Genomic DNA, 25,797 nt, shown 5'->3' on the forward strand with positions numbered 1-25,797 from the left:
AACAAAAGAATCACTCGTAAAAAATGAGGAATTTATTCCTCATTAGGGATAAATTCCTACCTAACAAAAAGAATTTGATCGCATTAAAAAAATACAACCAATTGACAATCAAATATTAATACAAATATATATACATTTAGGTATATTCTTTGCCTACCAAAAGTCAAATAAATGATAAAATAAGTTTTAAAAGCTTAAAAAAGAAGGATATATAAACACAAAAAACACTGGTAATTCACCATTAAATTAAGCTAATAAGTAGCGTAAAAAGCAACAAATAAATCTAATTATCAATGTTTTAACAAAAAAATACATTAACTTTAGAATGAAAAAAAATCTACTTTTGAAAACAATTGAACATTTTTACGGTGCAGATTTAAGCTGGGTAGAAAACTTAGCCAAGCAATTTGGAGGAAAAGTCGATGGAAATTTTATCAAAGTTCCTGAAGACATACAAACTGGCACTCGTTATTTTCTTAAATGCCAAGAGGGCATTGTTGCTTATTATATAGATGTAGAGTATAAACGTAACCTACGTTTAATTCAAAAAAACTTAAACCAAAACTTTGTGGGTTTTTACTACAACCTCACAGATGGAGAAGCTTTAGTCTCTACTCATAATTTCATGTATAATGTAGGCAAATGGCAATATAATTTATCAGTAATTGATTCTAGCTTAAACTCAGATTATAATGTAAAAAAAGGAAGCAAGACTTTTGCATTGGTGATTTTTATTAAAAGAGATCTTTTAAAATCTTATATTTTAGAGCACGGCATCACAATTCCAAATATTAATCAATTAGTTGATTCTTCAAAAAATACTTTTATACGCTTTGATCGAATGAGCAATGAAAGTTTTCATTTGTTAGACGATTTACGAAAATTAAAGGTTGGCGGACCAATATTTGATTTATACCTTATTGGAACTGTGCATTTGCTTATTTCAAATTATCTAAAAAAAATTGTTCAAAAACGTATCATTATGCAAACCGTAAATCAGCAAGATTTAGCGTCAATAATTGCCTCACAAATGTTTTTGATTGAAAATATTGAAAATCCCTTTCCACACATTAAAACACTAGCTGAAAAAGCAAATATGTCTGAATCTAAATTCAAAAACCTATTTCATAAAATCACTGGAGAAACGCCAAATACATTTTTTCTGGAAAATAAATTACTATTAGCTAAAGATCTTATTGAAACAAAACAATTGTCAATTTCGCAGGTTTCAGATCAACTGCATTTTACCAATAACTCTTATTTTGCGTCAAAATTTAAAGACCATTTTGGTATGTCGCCAAAAATTTATTTGAAAGAATTATAAACTGTTTTTGCTAAATAATCTAAAAGTATTTGTGATATGAAAAAAATATATCATTACTATAGTTTAACCCCAGAGTGGCAACAACAGTTTGCCATACAAACGGGATCAAATATATTAAACGATAATATAATACTCTTCCCAAAAAATATTGGCACAGGTCATTCTTATTTCACTCAAATTACTCCAGCCATTTCTGTCTGTTTTATTGATCTATTACTTGAAAATCCTATAAAATTATGCAGAGTAAGTTCTGATAATGAAATATTTATTTTTCATTATGATCTAAGTGAACATGTAAATTTTATCAAAATTAATAATGTAGATTATGAAATAGGCTCTTATCACAAATTAGACCTTGGTATTATTGACAACCAAATTGAGAGTTCCTTTAAACCTGCTCTCAAAGAGAGAACATTTGCCTTACGTATCTTGGTCCACAAAAAGCTCTTACATGATTTTATATCTATGTATCCTCATATAAAATACAAAGGGGAAGCCAATACAAAAACAGATGAATCTTTTTACCACTACGGCCATATCGACAGCAATAGTACGTTATTGCTTAAATCGTTAAAAACAAAGAGTATATATGACTTATCTTTTGATTCCTATTTAAAAGGCATTTCTTTGAAGCTACTAGGCAACTTCTTCGGTAAGCTATATGAACTTGGAGACGATAAATATGCCTTGACTAATTCTGAAAATGAAGCAATCCTTAAAACTCGTGCTTATCTACTTTCTAACTTATACGGACCATTTCCTTCATTAATTTTCTTAGCTGCAATGGCAGGAATGTCAGAATCAAAATATAAAACAGCTTTTAAAAAAAGTCTCTCCACAACACCAAATGCTTTCTTTATTCAAGAAAAAATGAATCTTGCCAGAAAACTTCTCAGAAGTGGAGAATATAATAATATGACTGAGGTCATGTACGAACTCAATTACAGCAAATTAAGCTATTTTTCAACCAAATATTTTGAATTGTTCAAATGTAAACCTATAAAAGACTTTGTCAAAAAAAAGCGTTGAAAAATGTTTTTTTATTCATTTAAAATCTCTTTTACTTCCTTAATTAATTTCTCTCTTGTAATAATATCTGCAATTACTTAGACTTTTTTTTATTATCGATATAAATTACGCCGATAACCATTTTTAAATAAATAAAAATCCCAATTGTAAACAAGTCACAATTGGGATTTAACTTAACAATTCATTTTAAAATCAGGTTCGAAAGCATTACTAAATAATTTAGTCACTATTAAGATCAATGCTTCCTATTTTTAAGCCAGCATCTTATTTGATATCATCTTTCCATGAAACCATAAACTCCGAACGTCTGTTTAACTCATGCTCTTGTTCTGAACATTTAACTCCGTTTGAACATCTATTAATCAACATTGTTTCACCAAAACCTTCACCAGTCAACCTGTCAGCAGGAATTCCAGCATTTACAATATAATCAACAGTTGCTTTAGCTCTATTTTTAGACAAAGTCATATTGTAATCGTCTTTTCCACGACTATCAGTATGTGAATTCACTTTTATTAGCAGATTTGGACGAGCTCTCATCACTTCCACAACTTTATTCAATTCTGCTTTTGATGATTCTCTAATTTTATACCCATTATAATCAAAATAGATCGGTTTTAAATCTAATAAATCTGTAAGGTTGCCTTCAACATCTTTAGTTACACCATCTATTACAATTTGTCTTTCGTTGATTAACTCCACATTTAGCTCACGCTTTTCTAATGGTTTCATAGGAGTAATTTCCTCTGTCTTTTCAATTAAACCAGGTTTTTTATACATTAACTTATATTCTTGAAAAGAATCAATAGACGCATTGTATTTTCCATCTGCATCACTTAAAAAAGTTCCCGTTTTTTCACCTGTTGCATTGTATACCTCTACAGATACTCCTTCAACTGGTTTTCCTTCAGAGTCTTTTATAACTCCATATACGATTGGTCTGATATCTAAATCAAAAGCTACAGGTCGAGTTTCTGTAAAACCATAGATATCATCGTTACCGCTTCTGTTTGAAGAAAAATATCCTTTTTTACTGTCGTTCTGAATTCCATACGCAAAATCATCAGCATTCGTATTAACACCATCACCTGCATTTACTACATGATACACTCCATTTTCATCTTTAACAGCTGCAAAAACATCTAATCCACCAAGTCCTGGATGCCCATCTGATGAAAAATACAAAATTCCACCACCATCGACAAAAGGATAAGTTTCTCTTCCCAATGTATTAATCTCGTCACCAAGTTTTTTAACATCATTGCCAACAAAACCTCCCTTATTAAGGCTAACTACATATATATCAGAATCTCCAAATCTATTACCTCTATCGGAAACAAAATAAAGTTCAGTTTCATCTGCATTCAATGCTGGATGGGCCGATGAAAATCCATCACCATTTACAGGAAATCCAAGCTCTTTGATATTTTTCCATTCCCCTTTGACATTCTCTGCAACATAAATTTTTAGAAAAGTGGTTCCAGCTTTATCAGTTCCTAGTTTACCATTTATAAAATTAGTTCTAGTAAAATACATAAACTTTCCATTTTTCGTAATTGCCGGAGAACTTTGATGGTATTTTGTATTAATATCACCTTTTATAAGGACTGGATTCTGTAATCCGCCATCAACCGTAATATCAGCTACGTACATTTTCAAAAATGACTTCTCATTCCAACTATGTTTGCGCTTAATTACAATTCCAGTATCTTTAGCAGAAGCATAAACAACTTTATCTTTTCCAAGAAATGAACTACCAAAATCTGAAGAAGGTGAATTTATATCAACAGGTTTAAATTCATAACGTCCTGACTGTTTTTTAATATCTGCTAACAATTTAGATTCTTTCCAATTCTCGCTTAAATCTTTTTTACCTGTTATTGCATAGTATTTTTTTATTACAGCATACGCTTCGTCATACCTATTACTGTTATTCAAAGCCTGAGCATATCTAAAATAAAACTCAGGTTCTATCTGTTGCCCAGAATTAAAAACTTTAGCATATGCCTCAGAAGCTTCTGAATACAAACCATTAAAATAGTAACAATTTCCTAATTTATATGCCACTTCCAATGAAGAGTTACCTTTATCTACAAGATTTTGGTAAAGTTTAGCAGCTTCCACAAAAGCATACTTTTTGTAGACTTCATCAGCTTTTGCAACTTTTCTATCTTGCGCGTTAATACCTCCTATCTGCACCAAGCAAATACAAAGCACAACTATTGCTTTTCTTATCGTTTTAGATATCATTTTTCATCCTAGTTTATGGTTATTAAAAGAATCTTGGGGTAACCAGTCTGTATTTGCTTGAAGAAAACAAGTCAAAACGAAGGAAAATTTCATGAGAACCTGAATTATAATTTCCAATTTTCTGCGTGTCATAATCATAAGCATACCCAATATTTAAGCCTGGTGATACCTGAAAACCTGCCATTGCACTTACGGCTGCATCCCATCTGTAAGCAGCACCTAAAGTAAATTTTTCATTAAACAAAAAGTTTGCAGACAAATCAACTGCCAAAGGAGCTCCCTCAATCATTTTTGCCATAACAGCCGGCTTAAACTTTAAATTATCATTAAGATCAAACACATAGCCCGCCATTGCATAGAAATGCATTTTTTGAGATGCAACAGAAACTTTTACGTCATCATAGAATTTTGTTTCCAAAATCATTGGTACAGATACACCAGCGTACCATTTTTGAGAGTGGAAATAAATTCCAGCTCCTACATTTGGGGAATTCTTAGTCAGAATACCAGTAAGATACTGATCATTCTCGTCTTTTCTAGTAACCTTATTATAGTCCACCTGCATAAAATTTCCAGACGCGCTAACTCCCAAAGACAAGAATACGTCAGCTGAAAGTTGAATAGGGTAAGAATAATTTACAGACAAAGTTGTTTCTGAAGAAGGTCCAATCTGATCATTTATTACAGATAGTCCCAACCCTTGTCCATTTCGTGCAATAGGAGATTCTATAGAAAAATTTGCAGTTCTAGGAGCACCATCAAGTCCTATCCATTGCGTTCTGTATAATCCAAAAACACTTGGTACGCCTCGTGTACCTGTATATCCCGGATTTATTGTCATCGTATTATACATATACTGTGTATACTGTGACTGTTGCTGTGCCGACGCTTCTAAAATTCCGATAAACAGCAATATTAGTAAATATGAAATCTTTTTCATTTGTTCTAGTACCTTTTAATTATTGGTTATTGATATACAAATAACCTTTTCTCTCTATTGTTCGTTTTCCGGTATTATATTTTAGTATATAAAAGTAAGTTCCTGTTGGAAGTTTATCTCCTCTTTTAACCGTAGAGCGTCCATCTGAATATCCTCTAAACATTTTGTCGCTTTCATTATAAGAGTCTGCATCATACACTCTAACACCCCATCTATTATAGATTTCAATATGGTTATCTGGAAAATTACTAATACCTTCGATCAAGAAACTATCATTTAAACCATCATCATTTGGAGAGATTGCATTATATACCACAACTTCTTCCGGTATAGGTGGTGCTTTTTTGACCAAGGCTGCGGTAAAAATTCCATAACCACTTACTACTGAAGTCAATAATTTTTCATAAGGTTTACCCGCCAAAGGATCACTTACTTCCCCTCCTTCATTCACCCACTTGTCTGCGGTTGGATCCCAACGAGCTATAACTACCTCATACTCTTCTTGTGAATTAAAAAATTCTGCGGGTGTTGTTCGATTATCCAGTGTTAAACTCAACACAATTTTATCAGCGCCTTTATCCTGTTTCACTTCCCAATATTCACTCTGATCCATAATTTCAAGCTTTTCATCTCTTTTTTCATGAGAATAAATAGCATTTGAATTTTTATTAAAATATTGAGTCGTATAAATATCACCAGCATTGTTACCTGCATCTTGGTAAGCAGGTCTAAAGTACTTCCCTGCTCCAATTGGAAATTCGAATGAACCACCACCTATTTTTTGAACCTGACCATCTACAAAACTTAAATCACTTGTAAGTGTATGAGTCCCCTTATCTTTGAAAATTACCAAACCACCATAATCACCAGCTTGGATTACTCCTTTATCAAATGCAGAATTACCTCCAATAGCAATTTTTCCTCCTAAATGAAAAGGAACTAAAGAAGAAACATTCTTAAAAATGATGTTTTTAAAATTAGAAAGCTGGTTTGCTTCTATAAACTGATCTTCTGAGCCAATAAAAAAAGTGGTTCCATTTTTACTATCTGAGTAAGTAACAATACCATCATTTTTCCAATTTTGAAAGATATACAACTGCCCATCATTTATAAAATTCCCTAATGGAGCATTTTCGTAATCCATATGAACGGCCATGACTGCATCATTATTCAACTTGACATCAGTCTCATTAACAAGCTGTGCCTGCACGTTATGACAAGTAAAAAGGCCTAACATTAGACCAATCATGCCACTTTGATGCTTACTATTTAACAAAATAGAAAATGGTTGTTTTTCTATTTTATGTAAGTAATTATTTTTCATAAATAACTATTTTAATTTTATACAAATTGCACGTTAATTGAGAGACAAAACTAAAGCAGTAATAAAAGTCTGATATCCCTTAAAAGTTATTGATATATCAGAATAAGATAAATTATGAAGTGTTTTTTGTTGGAACTCTTTATTTTGAAAACAACAGTTTAATTTGTAAGAAAAAATCAATATAACTAAATCAATTTTAGTAACCTTGTAATTAATTTAATACAAAAAAACCGTACTTTTCTATAAGTACAGTTTTTCGTTATCATAAATAAGAATGATTTTTAGTGATAGCAGAATAACACTTTTCAGCATTTTATTGCCCTAAATTTAATGTTTTAAAAAAGTGTTTTGATATTTATTTTAGAATTAATTGGTTTAGAAATAATCAATTAATTGTTTGTAATTAACATCCTTTAAAATCACTTTTTTACTTTCATCTAGAAGATAGATTGAAGGAATATTATCTATCCAATATTCTGTACGAATTTGTACGAATTCCTTATTGCCCCATACATTGAGCCAATTATTCTGAAATGTATTTTTGCTTACGAATTCGTGCCATACTTTTTCATCGTTCTCAATGTAAATTGCAAATAATTGCAATTCTTTTGGTGCTTTCTTTTCCAGCCACTCTTTTAAAATTGGAGTAACTTCCATACAATGGGAACATTCAGGATTAAAAAAATACAATATTGTATATTTAGCTTTACTTTTAAGAATTGATTTTTTAATTCCTTTAGGATCTTGTAAAGGAAGCTCTGCTGCAATACTGCCTTGTTTATTCTTTTCTATAAATGAAATTTTTGCATTTATCAGCTCTTTTCGCCAATCGGGTGTAAAAGATGTCTTTTGTTCATTTTTAAGAATATAAACACCAATCTCTTCATTAAAAAAAGGGCTACTTTTAATTAAATATAAGTTCAGGAGAGCTTCTTCTATTACTCTATACATATCTGGATTGACTGATGCCTTCTGCAATAGGTCCTCAATAGCTAAAAGGATATTTTTTTTATCTTTTAAATTGAAAGAACTGATATAATTGGTCGTCTTGCCTCCTAAATAAGGAGTATTTGTTAATACATTACTTTTAAAATCAACTCCTTCCCAATAGTGCAACTTAATGAAATCAACTGATTTCTGATATTTTACATCATCAATATCATATAAAAGATGTTCGCCACTCCAGGCCATATCTGGAATTGGCAATGTATTCGTACAGTCAATTAATTTTTCTACAATTGTTCCTTCAAAAGCACTGGCAATACGTTTTCCATAATCGTATAAAAGTTGTTGTTCCGAAATTGCTTTGTTTCTTATTTTTTTTCGTTCAATACTGTCATTTTCATTCAAAAAATCTTCTTCTAATTGATGCTGATTACTATAAAATTTTTCTGCTTGCTTTATATATGCTGCGTATGCATTATTTTGTTCGCTATCTTTAAAAATAACATTTTCATTATTTTCAAAATACTGTACATCAATATTCTTTTTTTCTTTTTTTGAATATAAAACTGAAATAGGATTTGGTGAAATTACCTTAGGCAACATAACCATATATAGCCCTTCGACAACGTTCATGGTGTCTTTGAGAATAATAATTTCAGGTTTATCAACAATGGCTTTATCTAAAAGTACAGGCATACCATTTTTATAGAAATATAACAAACAGGTATCTCCTACATTAAGCCCTGCAGTTTGAAATGTTATACTACGTTGCGCTACTATATTTTGTACCAACAAACAAGATAAAATTAGTAAAACACTTTTGTAAAGTTTTTTCATATTTAGATAGCTTAAAAAAAAACTGTCCTCAAGAAAACTCAAGGACAGTAAATTTAATTAATTATAATTTATTTTTCACATTTATCACAATATAAAACACTAAAATACAAATACTTGTATCACTTTATTTGCAGAACTTGGCACTAAGTTTGCACCACTGCATGTTACTTGACCATTGTTGCAATCCATAAAGTGACCGCTAACTTCGGCGTTAGTATTAAAACCACCAAAATAGTTTGCTGAGTTAACATTTACAGGCATTATTGAACCCCAAAGCATTTGGCGTTGAGGAGTTCCAACAAATCCACTATTATTACCCGTATTAACTCCATTATATTTAGTAACACCTGATGTACTACTAATCGACACTCCTTTTAATTTTCCTGTAAAATTATGCCATCCGTTTGTAGTAGTAGCGGTAAACCCATAACCACTATTTGGATTAAATTCAATATAGTTATTCTGGGCATTTGCATCATCAATTTTTGAAGCATTTGCTAAAGTGGAAACAACTCTAAATCTCCATTTATTATTAGCCGTTGTGCTAGCACTAGTTAAACTAGAGATTGAACCATTAGCAACAAGAATAGATCGCATTGCCAATAAAGACATTCTAAAGTTATCGTATTTGATTCCATTATCAAAATTAGTATTATTAACTGGCATATCACTAGCTAAGCTATAAGTATTAGAATTAGTTGATGCTGTTGTCATATTATAAACATTTTTAGCAGTTTGTTCAGAATAAGACCACACTAATGTCTGACCGTTGCTCATATCACACAGTGTTTTCATGACTGGCTCTGTTGCAACAGGTTTAATCCAATATTCTCCATTTGGAGCTACACCTGCTCCTCCATTATCCGCCATTGCATCTTTACAGCTATTGGCTGGATATGTTTTAGTACTTCCTTTAGTAGCCACAATTGTAATGTATCTAACACAAGTCTCTCCTGAAGCATCAGTTAAAGTAAAAGCAATACCTTCATCATTGTTTGCTTGAGTTGGCTTTCCAAATGCTGTAAATGTAATAGTAGTTGGCGTTGCTATTTGTGTTACAGTTCCCTGAGCTTTAATTGTAACACCTGCTGAAGTTGCACTAATATTATATGGTCCTGTTGAAGAAAAATCTACTGGCATAGAGATTGTTGCAGCACCTCCAGAAATCGTAGTATTGACCTTCATTGTACTAATAACTATAGGATATGGAGAATTACAAACCATAGTCGCTTGATTTGGCTGAATATCAATTTTTGATGCAGGAGTACATAATTCTGCATTTTTATTTGCTGCATCTAATATTTTAAAATTATACAACCCTGCACTTCCAGCTTCAGCTTGACCGTTGCCATACAAATTAACAGTAGTTGACCCAGTTGTGTCAAAAGATCCAACTCCACTAAAATATACGCCTTTTACTACATCTGTAGTCATTTTCCATGGTCCTGTTTTTGTAACATTAAGTGTAAGCGCCAAATAATTAGCAGATGATGCACCTTTTGTCTCAACAAAAACACCATTTACAACTGCACCTGAAGAAGAACAATCTAAAGTATAACCTGCTTTTGTACTTTGCAACGTGATTGTAAAATTACATCCCACTGCTACATTATTTTTATCGTATAGGGTAAAGGTAAGTTTTCCATCTGTTCCCCATTGTGGAGTTCCTTTAGCTGATAAAATGATACGTGCTGCTGATGCCGTAGATACGTAACCAGTTCCTTCAAACCACATTCCTGTATCAGCACCATTAGCTCCTACAACATTAGTATGCAACGAATAATAACCCGAGTCAGCTACATCTAATTGTAAACTCACGCCGTTAGTAACAGGATTAACTGGCTGCCCCTCTGTAAATGTTCCAACTGGCTGTGTTTCATCACAAGAAATTGTAAAATCTGCGTTATTCTCGGTTACTGGTATTGTGAAATTTGAAACATTACAAATCTCTTTACCAGACTGATCATAAACTCTGTACCCAACTGCAGCATTTACACTTGTAGGTGTACCAATTGCTGGAATTTGAATTTTTATAGGTCCTGTAGGAACTGTTGCTACGATACCAGTATATGAAAATCGTACTCCATTTACAGTTTCTGTATAAAACGTATAAGTTCCAGCTTTAACCACTGTTGCAGTAATTTCAATATAATTATTAATACCTACCGGCACACCTTCATAATAGCTTCCTTTTACACCGCTAGCAGAGCAATCATAAGTAAATTTTGCTAAAGAAATCGCATCACATTCTGACCATTCTGTTCCCTTCCAAGTCTGTAAACAGCTTTCATCAGTATTAAAAACTGTTAATCCTTTATTTGCAGCACCCAAAGTTGGTTGTAAGGTTTTCATTTGATTTTCTGTAAATCTAGGTGGCATAAAACCTTTGGTGCCATTTTGTGAAAATATTTCAAAAGTGGCATTACTATCTCCTGTTTGATTACCTCCTACTACTACTGTTTTACCTCCTTGCGCAAAAGACTGCATTAAGGTAAAAACAGTTATTAAAGTAAATATTATTTTCTTCATTTTTATGTTTTTTATTGTTATTTTATCATATAATGCTATTACTTGCCGGCCATAAAATGACCGGCTCATAATTTAGAATATTACATCGTGTAGGTTATTACATACCAGTTTGCGCCATCAGACTGTAAAGTAATTTTGATGCTTCCTTTGCTTACCCCACCAAAAACACTTGCTGTTATGTAAGGATATTCTGCAGAATCGGAATAAATTACATTTGTATTGAAATTTACAACTATAGGAGTTGCTGCAGTTGTTGGTGTACCATCAGCTTTAGCAACAACCATTTGATTAATTACTAGCATTCTTCCTTTATTTACTGTGGCATCAGGAAGATTAATCGTTATATTACCTTTCAGTTTTGCAGCAATAATAGTGTAATCATCATCAGTTACTGTATAATCATCACCAATAACTTTAATTCCTAAGAAATTGGCTTTTGCAGGCGCTTTCCATGCTACTTTTCCATCCTCTGCTGTTGTCAGAACATCTCCTTTTACTTCAGAAGGAACTATATCTACCGTAGTTGCTGCAAATGTTGCCGCTGTACCACCTGTCACTTTTAGAACAGTATCAGGGGTTTCTGTAGAAATATCTTTTAAAGGAATTATTTCTGTTTCTTTCTCACCTGTATAAGTTAAAACCGCACTTGTCTGATTATATTTTAATGTTGTTGGCGTTTCCTTATTAGCTGCTACCCATTTAGTTGGATCGTTTGGATCTCTTACATATACAGTTCCAGTAGTGTAATCAATATACATTTGAACTGTATCGTCGATGCCTGGAGAGCCTGCAGCTCCTGGAGCACCATTGCCTCCAGCGATACCGTTTTTGCCGTCAAGTCCGTTTTTGCCGTTCAATGGAACCCATTTGGTATTATCTTCAGGGTCTCTTACATAAACAATTCCTGTATTGTAGTCAACATACATCTGGATTGTGCCGTCAATTCCCGGCGTGCCAGCAGCTCCCGGAACTCCGTTGCCTCCAGCAATTCCGTTTTTACCGTCAAGTCCGTTTTTGCCGTTCAATGGAACCCATTTGGTATTATCTTCAGGATCCCTTACATAGACAATTCCTGTATTGTAGTCAACATACATCTGGATTGTGCCGTCAATTCCCGGCGTGCCAGCAGCTCCTGGAACTCCGTTTCCTCCCATTATACCATTTTTGCCGTCAAGTCCGTTTTTGCCGTTCAATGGAACCCATTTGGTATTATCTTCAGGATCCCTTACATAGACAATTCCTGTATTGTAGTCAACATACATCTGGATTGTGCCGTCAATTCCCGGCGTGCCAGCAGCTCCTGGAACTCCGTTTCCTCCCATTATACCATTTTTGCCGTCAAGTCCGTTTTTGCCGTTCAATGGAACCCATTTGGTATTATCTTCAGGATCCCTTACATAAACAATTCCTGTATTGTAGTCAACATACATCTGGATTGTGCCGTCAATTCCCGGCGTGCCAGCAGCTCCCGGAACTCCGTTGCCTCCAGCAATTCCGTTTTTGCCGTCAAGTCCGTTTTTGCCGTTCAATGGAACCCATTTGGTATTATCTTCAGGATCCCTTACATAAACAATTCCTGTATTGTAGTCAACGTACATCTGGATTGTGCCATCAATTCCCGGCGTGCCAGCAGCTCCCGGAACTCCGTTGCCTCCAGCAATTCCGTTTTTACCGTCAAGTCCGTTTTTGCCGTTCAATGGAACCCATTTGGTATTATCTTCAGGATCTCTTACATATACTATTCCTGTATTGTAGTCAACGTACATCTGGATTGTGCCGTCAATTCCCGGCGTGCCAGCAGCTCCCGGAACTCCGTTTCCTCCAGCAATTCCGTTTTTGCCGTCAAGTCCATTTTTGCCATTGATTGATACCCATTTAGTATTATCTTCAGGATCTCTTACATAAATGATTCCGGTATTGTAGTCAACATACATCTGGATTGTGCCGTCAATTCCCGGCGTGCCAGCAGCTCCCGGAACTCCGTTGCCTCCTGCAATTCCGTTTTTGCCGTCAAGTCCGTTTTTGCCGTTCAATGGAACCCATTTGGTATTATCTTCAGGATCTCTTACATAAACAATTCCGGTATTGTAGTCAACATACATCTGGATTGTGCCGTCAATTCCTGGCGTGCCAGCAGCTCCCGGAACTCCGTTTCCTCCTGCAATTCCGTTTTTGCCGTCAAGTCCGTTTTTGCCGTTCAATGGAACCCATTTGGTATTATCTTCAGGATCTCTTACATAAACAATTCCGGTATTGTAGTCAACATACATCTGGATTGTGCCGTCAATTCCTGGCGTGCCAGCAGCTCCCGGAACTCCGTTTCCTCCAGCAATTCCATTTTTGCCGTCAAGTCCGTTTTTGCCGTTCAATGGAACCCATTTGGTATTATCTTCAGGATCTCTTACATATACTATTCCGGTATTGTAATCAACGTACATCTGGATTGTGCCGTCAATTCCCGGCGTGCCAGCAGCTCCCGGAACTCCGTTTCCTCCAGCAATTCCGTTTTTGCCGTCAAGTCCATTTTTGCCGTTCAATGGAACCCATTTCGAATTGTCTTGAGGATCTCGCACATAAACAATTCCGGTATTGTAATCAACGTACATTTGGATTGTGCCGTCAATTCCCGGCGTACCAGCAGCTCCCGGAACTCCGTTTCCTCCTGCAATTCCGTTTTTGCCGTCAAGTCCGTTTTTGCCGTTCAATGGAACCCATTTCGAATTGTCTTGAGGATCTCGCACATAAACAATTCCGGTATTGTAATCAACATACATTTGGATTGTGCCGTCAATTCCCGGCGTGCCAGCAGCTCCCGGAACTCCGTTGCCTCCAGCAATTCCATTTTTACCATCTAATCCATTTTTACCGTTTATAGAAACCCATTTAGTTTTATCAGCAGGATCTCTTACATAAATGATTCCAGTATTATAATCAACATACATCTGTATTGTGCCGTCTATACCTGGCGTGCCAGCAGCTCCCGGAACTCCGTTTCCTCCTGCAATTCCGTTTTTGCCGTCAAGTCCGTTTTTACCGTTTATTGATGCCCAAGTTCCATCTTCATTTTGAACATATACTGTCCCTGTTGATTTATCTGTATAAAGGGTAACATTTTCACCAGGATATCCAGGCTCGCCCTTCTTCCCTGGTATACCATTTCCAGAAATAATTCCTGCGGCTTCTCCAGAAATAGCAAATCTATTCCATCTGCCTGCATACCAATAGTAGTAACCTGGAACAACATCAGAAACAGTTTCTGTATTAAATACTAACAAACTAGACACATTACCACTTTTCATGGTACTAGTATCTGTAGTACTTTTTAATTTTACATTGGGAATTAAAAGTCCTTGATTACCGTCTTTTGAGAAGACTTCTAATTGTGCGGAAGGACTTGTAATATCCTGTTTACCTATTACAACCTGTGAATAGGCTGAATAACCACCCAAAACAAAAAGTAAAGGAAGTAATTTATTCTTCATGTGATTTAATCATTAATGGTTATTAAATTATTTAATTGCTCACAAAAGCGGTAAAACAAAAATCATTTCATTTTATCACTTTAGTTAAAGAAAACTGACAATAATTTGCACAGTTTCAAGGAACAAAGTTCTAGGTAAATAGCTTTTAACTTTACCACCAAAAGTTTTTAAACTTATACTTTAAGACATTTCTTAAAAAAATTAGAAACGAAACATACGAAGTGAATTAAGAGATTGTAAAATCCAATATTTTTTTCATAAAAAAAAGGGAGACTTAAAATAAGCTCCCCTTTTTAAAAGTAAATTTAGTTTGTTTCAAAAAATCAGAATTTTAACGATTCTTTGAAATTATAAAAAATGAAGAACAATCTATACATTACATTGTGTAAGTTATAACATACCATTTTCCTTCTACTGCCTGCAGTGTAACCTTTAAACTTCCTGAGGTCACCCCTGCAAACATACTTGCTGTCAAGTATGGAAGATCTATTGCTGTTGCATAATGAAGATTATAATTAAAATTCACCTTTTTGGTTACATCAAACTGATTTATCACCAACATTCTACCTGTGTTAGCAGAAGGATCTGGAAGATTAATAGTAATATCGCCTGTCGCACCTTCTGCTATAATAGTGTAATCATCATCGGTTAAAGTATAATCTTCTTTGATCACTTTTATAGCCATTACATTGGATTTAGCTGGCGCTTTCCATGCTACTTTTCCATCCTCTGCTGTTGTCAGAACATCTCCTTTTACTTCAGAAGGAACTATATCTACCGTAGTTGCTGCAAATGTTGCCGCTGTACCACCTGTCACTTTTAGAACAGTATCAGGGGTTTCTGTAGAAATATCTTTTAAAGGAATTATTTCTGTTTCTTTCTCGCCTGTATAAGTTAAAACCGCACTTGTCTGATTATATTTTAATGTTGTTGGCGTTTCCTTATTAGCTGCTACCCATTTAGTTGGATCGTTTGGATCTCTTACATATACAGTTCCAGTAGTGTAATCAATATACATTTGAACTGTATCGTCGATGCCTGGAGAGCCTGCAGCTCCTGGAGCACCATTGCCTCCAGCGATACCGTTTTTGCCGTCAAGTCCGTTTTTGCCGTTCAATGGAACCCATTTGGTATTATCTTCAGGATCCCTTACATAAACAATTCCTGTATTGTAGTCAACGTACATTTGGATTGTGCCGTCAATTCCTGGCGTGCCAGCAGCTCCTGGAACTCCGTTTCCTCCCATTATACCATTTTTACCGTCAAGTCCGTTTTTGCCGTTCAATGGAACCCATTTGGTATTATCTTCAGGATCCCTTACATAGACAATTCCTGTATTGTAGTCAACATACATCTGGATTGTGCCGTCAATTCCCGGCGTGCCAGCAGCTCCTGGAACTCCGTTTCCTCCCATTATACCATTTTTGCCGTCAAGTCCGTTTTTGCCGTTCAATGGAACCCATTTGGTATTATCTTCAGGATCCCTTACATAAACAATTCCTGTATTGTAGTCAACATACATTTGGATTGTGCCGTCAATTCCCGGCGTGCCAGCAGCTCCCGGAACTCCGTTTCCTCCCATTATACCATTTTTGCCGTCAAGTCCGTTTTTGCCGTTCAATGGAACCCATTTGGTATTATCTTCAGGATCCCTTACATAAACAATTCCTGTATTGTAGTCAACATACATCTGGATTGTGCCGTCAATTCCCGGCGTGCCAGCAGCTCCTGGAACTCCGTTTCCTCCCATTATACCATTTTTGCCGTCAAGTCCGTTTTTGCCGTTCAATGGAACCCATTTGGTATTATCTTCAGGATCTCTTACATAAACAATTCCTGTATTGTAGTCGACATACATCTGGATTGTGCCGTCAATTCCCGGCGTGCCAGCAGCTCCCGGAACTCCGTTGCCTCCCATTATACCATTTTTACCGTCCAGACCGTTTTTACCATTAATGGCAGTCCAAGTGCCATCTTCATTCTGAACATAAACAGTTCCAGTCGTTTTATCAGTATAAAGCGTAACATTTTCACCAGGATATCCTGCCTCCCCTCTATTTCCAGGTGCTCCATCTCCACCAACAATACCATTAGACTCACCAGAAATAATAAATTTATTCCATTTACCATTAAACCAATAGTAGTAACCCGGAATAACATCAGAAATAGTTTCTGTATTGAAAACCAATAAGCTTTCTACATTACCTTTTGTTATGGTAGTAGCATCTGTAGTTCCAGTAAGTTTTACTCTTGGAATTAACATCCCTTTATCACTGGCAAAAACTTCTAATTGAGCAGAAGGACTTGGATCAATTTTACCAATACCTACCTGCGAGTAGGCAGAATAGCAACCTAAAACAAAAATTAAAGGAAGTAATTTATTTTTCATTTTATTAATTTATTTAATATGTTAATAATTATTCACTATTTTTACTTAAACCGCTAAAAAATCAGCATTTTAAACCTTAACAAACATTCCTGTATTTAACGACTGTACATCTAATTTTTCTTATTTAGATATGATAGTCCATAATTACTGCATTTTTAATGTTTAAAATTTATCTTTAAAAAACATCGATTTTGAAAGTGCAAAGTTGCTTCTAAGTGTCAGGGAAAAATGCTAGTAAAAGTTTTTAAAATTATAGATTAAGACATATTTGGTGTTTTTTAAGATTACTATTATTAAATAATATATGGTTAGTAGAGAAAAATAGAAATGAATAAATCAAGCATAATTAATAGCCAGAAATGCAAAAAGGGAAGCAAATGCTTCCCTCTTTATACTTATACTTTTTTTTACTAGTTTTTAATAGCCTTTTTCAATTTATCAAGAGATGGTTCTTGAAATTGTTTAAGTTGTGAAACTACTATTTGTGCTACTTCTGTAGCTCCTTTTAATGATAAATGCGTATCATCTTTCTTTTCATCCTTATAATAAGGTATTTCTCCTGCCTTAAAATGTAGATGAAGCAATTTTGATTTCTCTGGTCCGTAAGACTGTTCCAACAATTCTGTATAATATTCCAAATCGATAAAAGGAACTTTATATTCTTGCGCAACTAAACGTGTTTCTAGGGGATAATCACCGTGAGTTGGCACTAAAACACCTTTTTCATTAAAGTTGCGTCTCGCGATAGAAGTCAACAAAACAGGAATGGCACCTTTTGCTCTGGTTTCTTTTACGAACTTGATTAAATTGTATCTGTACGCAGTATGCGGATTTGTAAAACGTGTTGAATCTTCGATTTTTTCGTCATTATGTCCAAATTCTATAAAAACATAATCACCTTTTTTTAGTTTTTTATAAATTGAATCCCAGCGGTTTTCATTAATAAAACTTTTTGTGCTTCGGCCATTAACAGCTTTATTTGCTACAACTAAATCCTCTTTAAAAAAAGATTGCAAAACCTGAGCCCAGCCATGTTCTGGATTACGATCAGGATCTTTTTTATTTGCCATAGTCGAATCGCCAATACAATACAATGTAGTTTTTTGTGCGAAAGATATTGATGTAATTAAGAATGCTATAAGAAGATATTTTTTCATTTTATTAGTTTTAGTTGTTGTCCATAACAAATGACAAGACTTTTGTTTTAAATGCATTGCAGTGTATCTCTACACAAAAATTTGAATATTAGTCCTTTATTCCTCAGAAAAAAAATTATTTTGCAGCTGTAGGCACTGTTGCTTTCTTGCCTATAAAAACATCGGTCATTAAAACATTTTCAGCATTCTCGTTTGAGAGTGCATTTTTTGCTTCTCTTATCTCAATGTTCTTCAATGAAATATTTTTGATTTTTTTATCTGGAAATCCTTGAATTACTATTCCAGATTCGGTCGCTTTATTGCAAGTAATATTTTCAAAAAAAACATTAGAAATTTCAGATTGATATCCTTTTCCTTCCCCATGATAATTTGCCGTGATGTATAAGCAATCTTCGACTTCATCTAAATTGATATTTTTAACAAAAATATTTTTTATATAACCGCCGCGATCAGCATTCGTTTTTAAATAAATTCCTCTTTTTAGATACCCCGTTGTTTTACAATACTCAACAAAAACATTCTGAACTCCAGCAGACATTTCACTTCCGATTACGACACCGTGAAGCCCTTTAAAATTGCAATTTCGAATTACAATATTTTCACTCGGAGTTTCTCTATTTGCCCTGCCTTCATGATCTCTTCCGGCTTTTATAGCAACATTATCATCACCATTATTAAAGGTTACATTTTCAATTAAAACATCTTTGGAATATTCTGGATCGATCCCGTCGTTATTGTAATTTAAAGATTTATAAGTGATTCCGCGCACTGTAATATTTTGGGATTTTAATAAATGAAGACACCAAAAAGGTGAATTCTCAATTCTGACATTTTCAACCAAAATATTTTTGCAATTAAAAAATTGAATCATTTGCGGACGAAGAAAATAGCCTTCGCCAAATTTTCTGTCTTTTAAAGGAACACTATTATGATTCATTTCCCGACTTAACATTTTACCTTTCTCTTCTTGCTTTTTAAAGCCTTTCCATATATTTCCTCCTTCTCCATCAATTGTTCCTTCACCGGTTATTGCAATATTAGTACAATTATAAGCATAAACAAGGGGACTGTAGTTGTAAAGCATTGTGCCCTCCCAACTTGTCAAAACCAATGGATAATCCTTCGGATTATCTCCAAATTTTATTTTTGCACCTTTTTCTATTTTAAGATTGACATTGCTCACAAAATGAATTGGGCCATTTACTTTATAAATCCCTTTTGGCACAACAATAGTTCCGCCATTATTTTTTTTGCATAAAGCCATTGCCTTATCAAAAACTACTTTATTGTTGCTGAGAGAATCTCCTTTGGCACCTAATTTTAAGATATTTACTTGATATAAAGGAAAAACAGGAAGCTGGATTTTCTTTACAATTGAATCAACTTTAGAAGTTGGGAATTCACCCTTTTGGGCAAAAGAAATAGTCGAAATCAATAAAAATAATGCATGCTTGAAATTCATAATAATATCTTTAAAATGTAAATCATTTTGAATACCAGTTTGGCATATTATCTTTCAAAATATTCTCTATCTTGTATTTTTCAGCCTCTGATTTTTTGAGCTGATAAGACCATGAAACTCTCTTTGTTGGCTGAAATCCTTCACCTGTACAGTTATATTCTGCATAAAAAGCTTTTTTTTCAGCTTCAGGTTTCGACCAGTTTTCCCAACCTTCTGGTTTAATGTGTTGCCCCATTTCACAATTTAAAAAAACTGTTTTAGCGTAAATACGCCAAGGCCTTCCTAAATAAACATCATTCGCAGAAGGTTCGGCCGTTAATTTGCAATTCTTAAAAACAAATCCGAAAGGAGTGCCTTCTGGTGTTGAAGCAGCGGTTATATAGGAATTTTTAATACTGTGAATTTCGCAGTTTTCAAATAAAGTGGTAGCACTTCCAAAAATAAAATCAGTTGTGCCTTCAATGTAGCAGTTTATAAAATACTGTTTTACTTCTTTACCCGACAAATACAAAGTATCTTGATTTCCAAGAATATTGCAGTTTGAAATTTTTGCACGATTTGCAACTATAGACAGTGCAATTCCTTGTCCATTATCTCCAGAAGCATTTTTGATTGTCAAGTTAGATGCTGAAAAATCATCGCCTTCAACCAAAATTGTATACGTATAAAAAGTACTGTTTCGGCCTAAATTAATTTTCGAAAAATTATCGTCAAATGTAATTATGGTTTTTTCTTTACTTTCGCCTTGTAAAACTACATTTGTATTCCATTCCGGAATTCTGACTTTTTCATTATAAATTCCGTTTTTTATGACCACAGTGACTTTTTCGTATGGAAATGCTGGACATGCATAAATAGCATCCTGAATTTTTGTAAAATCACCCGAACCATCTTGAGCGACAGTCAGTAATGTTACATTTTTTTTATCTGAAATTGAAACTTTTGTTCCGTTTTTGACTGCCCATTCTGGGAATTTTTTCAAGACTTCTTTTGGTGCATCAGAGTACCAAGAATAACCATTTCTTCGTTCAGCACCTATTTGGTCCAATGATTTTTTCTTGATTCCATCACGGTCACAAAAGAAAGGTTCATTGGTTTCCAAATCCATAAATCTTGCCCAAATTGGACCTGCATTTGTTGCCGGAATCATTTTTTTATCAATGATTTTGCCTTCATCATTCAAAACCCTTTTTTCTTCTAAATTGGTAATTTTTGTTTTGTCAAACCAAGCTACAGCACTTTTTACTGCATTAACAATTTCTCGAGAAGGTTTATCAATCGACATTAAAAGCAATACAATTTTTGTTGATTCATAACCGCTTAATGATGCCAATTCAAAAGCTCGTGCATTTGCGGGAGCAAGCGTAAATTCATCATGTTGCGCGCACCACGCAGTCAAAACACCATTTTGTTTGTATTGCGTTTTTAAAATACAGTCGATTCCTTTATCAAAAGCTTTTTTACACTTTTCAACAACTTCTTTTGACGGCTTAATGCTATAAAAATCAGTTTCTTCTGAAATCTGTTTCATAACATTCATAATATTCACCATCGAATCATCATTGTAGGTAATATGCGTATAATATCCTTTTTTAAGTGGATAAAACTGTGGCCATCCTCCGTTTGCATACTGTGCTTCTAGCAAATAATTTAATCCTTTCAAAAATGATTCTTTGTATCTTTCATCTTTTACTTGCGCATACATTTTGGACATAAAAAGCATTTCCTGACAAGTTGCACCGTTATCAGTTGTTGTTTCGACAGCTGTTCTTTTGAGCGCAATTAAATCTTTTTTTTGCTGCGAAGTTAACTCGTCCTGCATAGCAATGTTTTTTGGCCATCCACCAATATCTCTTTGATAAAGTAGAACATTTTCTGCTACTTTTTTAGCTTCTTCTGTTCCAAACCAAGAAGCATCATGCTTGCGAATCACATCTGGCCAGCTTTTGTAATTACTTTGTGCATTCAACCCAATGCTGAAAGCCACAGTAAAATACAAAACTATTTTTTTTAAGTAAATCATTGTCATCTGTTTTAACTCCTAATTATTTATTTCGAAACAGCAAAATCTTGATTTTTGAAAATAAAAAAATCTGAAAAATCATTTTAAACCCATTAAAAAGAAACTTTTTCTTACAAAATGTATTCGAGTATTGTTTTTTCAAATTTCTTTCTTAAAACTAATTTATGTGAGTCGTTATTTTTGAAAATGTGAAAAAATACATTTTTTGGTATTTTTTACTTCGTTATTCTAAACCAATCGACTGCAACATTTCCAGAATCATTTGTTTTTTTTTCGCTTAAGGCAAAAAGACCAACTTTGGCACCGATCCATTTTCCTTCTTTCGAAACAAATTCATTTCCTATTTCTTGATATTTTTTATCATCTAAACTATAATAGAAACTGCATATTCCGCCTTTTTTAATTTTCACACGCAAATAAATTGTATTGTATGGAATCAAAACTGGATTGGTTTCAGTTTCTTCAATCTTTTTATCAAAAGTTCCAGTTTTCTGATTTAGATATAATTTTCCGTTATCATTTTTAAGACTCAAATAACTGTAATTTAATCCCATGATGATTAATCCTGTACTTTCTCCATTCAATCTAGCATTAAAAGTCAATTTAGTTGTTGCAGTGAATTCTTCTGCTGGAAATTTTTGAAGAAGCAAGTTTGGTGCCTCAAAGATTTTTTTACTGTCTTGAATTGTTGGTAAACAATACAAATTCAAATAACCCATACTTGTTGGAAAACCCCAATTGTTTTGAGCATTTGCCTGCCATTGCCACTGCAATCCTAATTTCGGCAAATTAAACTCATCTGATTCTGCTGGTGTTTCAATTGGATATTTCTTGCCTACGTTTGGCTTTTTGAAAGTGGTTACTGGCTCACCTATTCCGTTTTTATCAAAATCCTGGCCCATTACTGGCCAATCATTTTCCCATTTCATTGGTTGTAAATGAACAATTCTTCCGTAAGCGCCTTTATCCTGAAAATGGATAAACCAGTCTTCACCCGTTTGTGTTTGCACCCATGCACCTTGGTGTGGACCATTGATTGTCGTTTTTCCTTGTTCTAAAACTTTTTTCTTCTCATAAGGACCAAAAACATTTTTTGATCTCAAAACAGTTTGCCAACCTGTCGAAACTCCACCCGCAGGGGCAAAAATGTAATAATAACCATTTCTTTTATAGAACTTTGGCCCTTCAATAGTTCCTTCTCCGTCATGACCGTCAATTACCATAACTTCATCATTGTTTGTAGCGGTTCCTTCTGGATTCATACTGCAAACGACTAGCAAACTTTTGATCTTTGCACGACTTCCTGCAAAAGCATGAACCAAATATACTTTTCCATCATCATCCCATAACAGACTTGGATCTATAAGTCCGGATCCAGCTTTTACCAAAACAGGCTCTGACCAAGGCCCTTCTGCTTTTTGGGCTTTTATCATATAAATTCCGAAATCTGGATCTGGGTAATAAATATAAAATTCATTGTTATGAAAATTGATGCTAGGCGCCCAAACTCCGTTTCCATGCTGTACTTTATCGAAAGTTTCAGTTGGCTTCTGTTTTATAAGTGCATGCCCAATAATTTTCCAATTCACCAAATCTTTAGAATGCAAAATCGGAAGTCCAGGAATACAATTAAAAGACGATGCTGTCATATAAAAATCATCGCCTACGCGAACAACATCTGGATCTGAATAATCGGCATGGATGATTGGGTTTGTATAAGTTCCGTCTCCATTGTCAGGCACCCAAACTTGTGAAAAATTTTTCTGTGCAAACAGTACCGACAAAACAAGAAAAAGGAATTTTATATTTTTCATTTTAAAAAATTAACTTTTCAAATTAAACCCGACAGGTTTTAAAAACCTGTCGGGTTTGTTTATGAATTAACTTATCTATTTAACTCCAAAGCAGCTAAAATAAAAGGTCCCGTTGCCTTAGGATCGTTGTCTTTCTTTTTCTCTTTTACGTAATATTCGTAAGAACCATCTCTGTATGGAGTGCCACCCAGACCTGCAACTTGACATGCTTGAGTCAATGTTATAGTACCATCAGCATCTACTTTCATTAATTTTGTAGTCAAACCATCAAATGCTTTGTTCGCTAATTTTTTATATTTCGCAGGCAAATATCCTTTATTTGCTCCTTTTGCAAAAGCATAAGCAAACATTGAAGATCCTGAAGCTTCTAAATAATTTCCTTCTTTACCTCCTTTGTCCGTTACTTGGTACCACAATCCAGATTTATCTTGATATTTAGCCAAAGCCTCACATGCATTGTTTAAATATTTTACTAATTCTTTTTGTTTTGGATGTTCTTTTGGCATGTAATCCAAAACATCAACAAGCGCCATAACATACCATCCTAAAGCTCTTGACCAAAAGTTTGGCGAATTTCCTGTCTCTTTATTTGCCCACGGCATTTGCTTGCTGGAATCCCAACCATGATACAACAAACCCGTTTTTGGATCTGTAGCATGTAGCTGAATTTCTTCGAATTGTTTTGCTACATCATCTAAAAATTTCCCATTTTCAAAAGTAACGGTATATTGCGCATAAAATGGCTCACCCATATACAAACCATCTAGCCACATTTGATTTGGATAAATGTTTTTATGCCAAAATCCGCCTTCTGGTGTTCTTGGTTGTTCTGATAATTGTTTGCGCAACAATTGCATTGCTTTTAAGTATTTTTCTTCTTTTGTTTTTGCATAAATATCAAAAAGCAAACGACCAGAAACAATCATATCAATATTGTATTTCTCCAATTCATAAGACTTAATTGTTCCGTCATTCTGAACCAAAGCATCAACATAACCTTTTACATAAACCGGATATCTTGGATCTGGATTTTTTTTGTATAATTCTTCAAAACCATGCAAAACCAATCCATGAACATAATCCCATTTTGGCGCTTTTGAATCATCAATCATATAAGCTTCTGGATGGCGTTTCATTAAAGTCAAAGCCATTTTATCTGACCATTTTGAGTTCTTTGAGATAACAATATCTTTTTCTTGAGCAATTGCTTTAGAGCTCATAAAAGCAATTAAACAAGTTATTGCAGCCGATGCGAAATATCCAAGTTTTCTTTTATTTTTCATTTTAAAATATATTTTAAGTTTTGCTTTTCGTTTCGTAATTATTTAAAAATTTTATCTAAAAATTGTGTGATATAACCTTCCATTTCAGTAAACCAAGGTTCAAAAAACCAAAATGAATGCGGAGAATCCTTGATTGTTTTTACTTCATTATAAATTTTATGCTGATTCAAAATCGCAATCATATCATCTCTTCCGGCATGAAATCGGTCAAAACTGCTGTTTATAAAAAGAATTGGAGGCGTATTTTTATCTGTATGGCTTAAAGCTGAGGCATTTTTCCAGTTTTGAGGATTCTCTTCATAAGAACCTTTTAGCCAAAACGATGCCATTTCTGCTTCTTGGGATTCTGGATGCTTGAATGCCAAAATTCCATCTACATCAATAATTGCATGCACTTTTGAGGAAGAATTGCTTTTAAAACTTGAATCTTCAAAAGCCGAATTTCCATTAGTTGTACCAATAAGCGCCGCCATTTGACCTCCCGAAGAACATCCTAAAACTGCAATTTTATTTGGATCTACATTGAATTTTTTAGCGTTATCTTTTATGAATTTGATTGCATTTTTAACATCATAAACTGCATTTGGATATTTTGCTTCTAATGACAATCTATATTCTACAGGAAAACAAGAATACCCTTTTGAAGCTATTTCTTTTGCCAGAATCTGCATCTGGCTTTTGTTTCCGGATCTCCAGCCACCGCCATGAATCATAATTACCGCCGGATTTGCTTTTTTCTTATTATGAAAATAAGCATCGAGATACAACTTTCTATTTCCTATACTATTATAAACCAAATCATTACTTTTATTTACATCCAAACTCTTTTTTTCTTTTACGATCGTTATAAAAGGATATTTTTTGATGAGTTTATTGTAAGTACTCTTAACCGTGTATGAAGTATCAACACTGTATTGGCTTTGTGCCTTTACAGCAGTTAAAAGCAACAATAAAAACAGAACATTTCTTTTCATTTCAGCGCTTCTAATTTTTAGTTAAGAAAGGAGTT

Annotated in this window: 15 protein-coding genes; 2 read left to right on the forward strand and 13 right to left on the reverse strand. The window is 34.1% G+C overall.

Annotation, left to right across the window (positions count from 1 at the left end):
- Positions 1-325: 325 nt before the first annotated feature.
- Both SCB73_RS19615 and SCB73_RS19620 read left to right on the forward strand, forming a co-directional pair.
- Entirely contained in the window at positions 326-1,324 is a 999-nt protein-coding gene (locus SCB73_RS19615) for a helix-turn-helix domain-containing protein (protein ID WP_320567872.1), read from the forward strand.
- A gap of 36 nt (positions 1,325-1,360) precedes the next feature.
- Positions 1,361-2,353 carry an AraC family transcriptional regulator gene (locus SCB73_RS19620; RefSeq protein ID WP_320567873.1) on the forward strand — a complete coding sequence of 331 codons (993 nt, stop codon included), beginning with the start codon at positions 1,361-1,363 and terminating at the stop codon, positions 2,351-2,353.
- Between the two features lie 264 nt (positions 2,354-2,617).
- Here SCB73_RS19620 and SCB73_RS19625 read toward each other — a convergent pair whose 3' ends face one another.
- The 13 genes from SCB73_RS19625 to SCB73_RS19685 form a co-directional block, all read right to left on the reverse strand.
- Positions 2,618-4,570: an OmpA family protein gene (locus SCB73_RS19625; protein ID WP_320567874.1), complete on the reverse strand. Its 1,953-nt coding sequence runs from the start codon at positions 4,568-4,570 to the stop codon at positions 2,618-2,620.
- Positions 4,571-4,625: 55 nt separating this feature from the next.
- A complete protein-coding gene (locus SCB73_RS19630) occupies positions 4,626-5,543 on the reverse strand; it encodes a PorP/SprF family type IX secretion system membrane protein (RefSeq protein WP_320567875.1) in 918 nt (305 codons plus the stop codon).
- 19 nt (positions 5,544-5,562) lie between these two features.
- Positions 5,563-6,867 carry a gliding motility-associated C-terminal domain-containing protein gene (locus SCB73_RS19635; protein WP_320567876.1) on the reverse strand — a complete coding sequence of 435 codons (1,305 nt, stop codon included), beginning with the start codon at positions 6,865-6,867 and terminating at the stop codon, positions 5,563-5,565.
- A gap of 375 nt (positions 6,868-7,242) precedes the next feature.
- Positions 7,243-8,649: a thioredoxin-like domain-containing protein gene (locus tag SCB73_RS19640; RefSeq protein ID WP_320567877.1), complete on the reverse strand. Its 1,407-nt coding sequence runs from the start codon at positions 8,647-8,649 to the stop codon at positions 7,243-7,245.
- 99 nt (positions 8,650-8,748) lie between these two features.
- Positions 8,749-11,178: a hypothetical protein gene (locus SCB73_RS19645; RefSeq protein ID WP_320567878.1), complete on the reverse strand. Its 2,430-nt coding sequence runs from the start codon at positions 11,176-11,178 to the stop codon at positions 8,749-8,751.
- 80 nt (positions 11,179-11,258) lie between these two features.
- Positions 11,259-14,660: a hypothetical protein gene (locus tag SCB73_RS19650; RefSeq protein WP_320567879.1), complete on the reverse strand. Its 3,402-nt coding sequence runs from the start codon at positions 14,658-14,660 to the stop codon at positions 11,259-11,261.
- A 376-nt stretch (positions 14,661-15,036) separates the two neighbouring features.
- The gene (locus SCB73_RS19655) at positions 15,037-17,049 is read right to left on the reverse strand and encodes a collagen-like domain-containing protein (protein WP_320567880.1); all 2,013 of its coding nucleotides are present in this window, start codon (positions 17,047-17,049) and stop codon (positions 15,037-15,039) included.
- A gap of 410 nt (positions 17,050-17,459) precedes the next feature.
- Positions 17,460-18,206: a rhamnogalacturonan acetylesterase gene (locus tag SCB73_RS19660; RefSeq protein ID WP_320567881.1), complete on the reverse strand. Its 747-nt coding sequence runs from the start codon at positions 18,204-18,206 to the stop codon at positions 17,460-17,462.
- A gap of 115 nt (positions 18,207-18,321) precedes the next feature.
- Positions 18,322-19,668, reverse strand: coding sequence for a glycoside hydrolase family 28 protein (locus SCB73_RS19665; RefSeq protein WP_320567882.1), 1,347 nt, complete (start codon positions 19,666-19,668; stop codon positions 18,322-18,324).
- Positions 19,669-19,690: 22 nt separating this feature from the next.
- The gene (gene pelA / locus SCB73_RS19670; protein WP_320567883.1) at positions 19,691-21,691 is read right to left on the reverse strand and encodes a pectate lyase; all 2,001 of its coding nucleotides are present in this window, start codon (positions 21,689-21,691) and stop codon (positions 19,691-19,693) included.
- Between the two features lie 215 nt (positions 21,692-21,906).
- A complete protein-coding gene (locus SCB73_RS19675; RefSeq protein ID WP_320567884.1) occupies positions 21,907-23,505 on the reverse strand; it encodes a glycoside hydrolase family 43 protein in 1,599 nt (532 codons plus the stop codon).
- A gap of 71 nt (positions 23,506-23,576) precedes the next feature.
- The gene (locus tag SCB73_RS19680) at positions 23,577-24,788 is read right to left on the reverse strand and encodes a glycoside hydrolase family 88/105 protein (RefSeq protein WP_320567885.1); all 1,212 of its coding nucleotides are present in this window, start codon (positions 24,786-24,788) and stop codon (positions 23,577-23,579) included.
- A gap of 38 nt (positions 24,789-24,826) precedes the next feature.
- Positions 24,827-25,762, reverse strand: coding sequence for an alpha/beta hydrolase (locus SCB73_RS19685; protein ID WP_320567886.1), 936 nt, complete (start codon positions 25,760-25,762; stop codon positions 24,827-24,829).
- Between the last annotated feature and the right edge of the window lie 35 nt (positions 25,763-25,797).

This window comes from Flavobacterium sp. KACC 22761 (assembly GCF_034058155.1).
GTDB lineage: Bacteria > Bacteroidota > Bacteroidia > Flavobacteriales > Flavobacteriaceae > Flavobacterium.

Excerpts from the sequence above, each read along its gene's own strand:
- SCB73_RS19615 (WP_320567872.1), top strand. The coding sequence starts at position 326 with ATGAAAAAAAATCTACTTTTGAAAACAATTGAACATTTTTACGGTGCA.
- SCB73_RS19620 (WP_320567873.1), top strand. The coding sequence starts at position 1,361 with ATGAAAAAAATATATCATTACTATAGTTTAACCCCAGAGTGGCAACAA.
- SCB73_RS19630 (WP_320567875.1), bottom strand. The coding sequence starts at position 5,543 with ATGAAAAAGATTTCATATTTACTAATATTGCTGTTTATCGGAATTTTA.
- SCB73_RS19635 (WP_320567876.1), bottom strand. The coding sequence starts at position 6,867 with ATGAAAAATAATTACTTACATAAAATAGAAAAACAACCATTTTCTATT.
- SCB73_RS19640 (WP_320567877.1), bottom strand. The coding sequence starts at position 8,649 with ATGAAAAAACTTTACAAAAGTGTTTTACTAATTTTATCTTGTTTGTTG.
- SCB73_RS19645 (WP_320567878.1), bottom strand. The coding sequence starts at position 11,178 with ATGAAGAAAATAATATTTACTTTAATAACTGTTTTTACCTTAATGCAG.
- SCB73_RS19650 (WP_320567879.1), bottom strand. The coding sequence starts at position 14,660 with ATGAAGAATAAATTACTTCCTTTACTTTTTGTTTTGGGTGGTTATTCA.
- SCB73_RS19655 (WP_320567880.1), bottom strand. The coding sequence starts at position 17,049 with ATGAAAAATAAATTACTTCCTTTAATTTTTGTTTTAGGTTGCTATTCT.
- SCB73_RS19660 (WP_320567881.1), bottom strand. The coding sequence starts at position 18,206 with ATGAAAAAATATCTTCTTATAGCATTCTTAATTACATCAATATCTTTC.
- SCB73_RS19665 (WP_320567882.1), bottom strand. The coding sequence starts at position 19,668 with ATGAATTTCAAGCATGCATTATTTTTATTGATTTCGACTATTTCTTTT.
- pelA (WP_320567883.1), bottom strand. The coding sequence starts at position 21,691 with ATGATTTACTTAAAAAAAATAGTTTTGTATTTTACTGTGGCTTTCAGC.
- SCB73_RS19675 (WP_320567884.1), bottom strand. The coding sequence starts at position 23,505 with ATGAAAAATATAAAATTCCTTTTTCTTGTTTTGTCGGTACTGTTTGCA.
- SCB73_RS19680 (WP_320567885.1), bottom strand. The coding sequence starts at position 24,788 with ATGAAAAATAAAAGAAAACTTGGATATTTCGCATCGGCTGCAATAACT.
- SCB73_RS19685 (WP_320567886.1), bottom strand. The coding sequence starts at position 25,762 with ATGAAAAGAAATGTTCTGTTTTTATTGTTGCTTTTAACTGCTGTAAAG.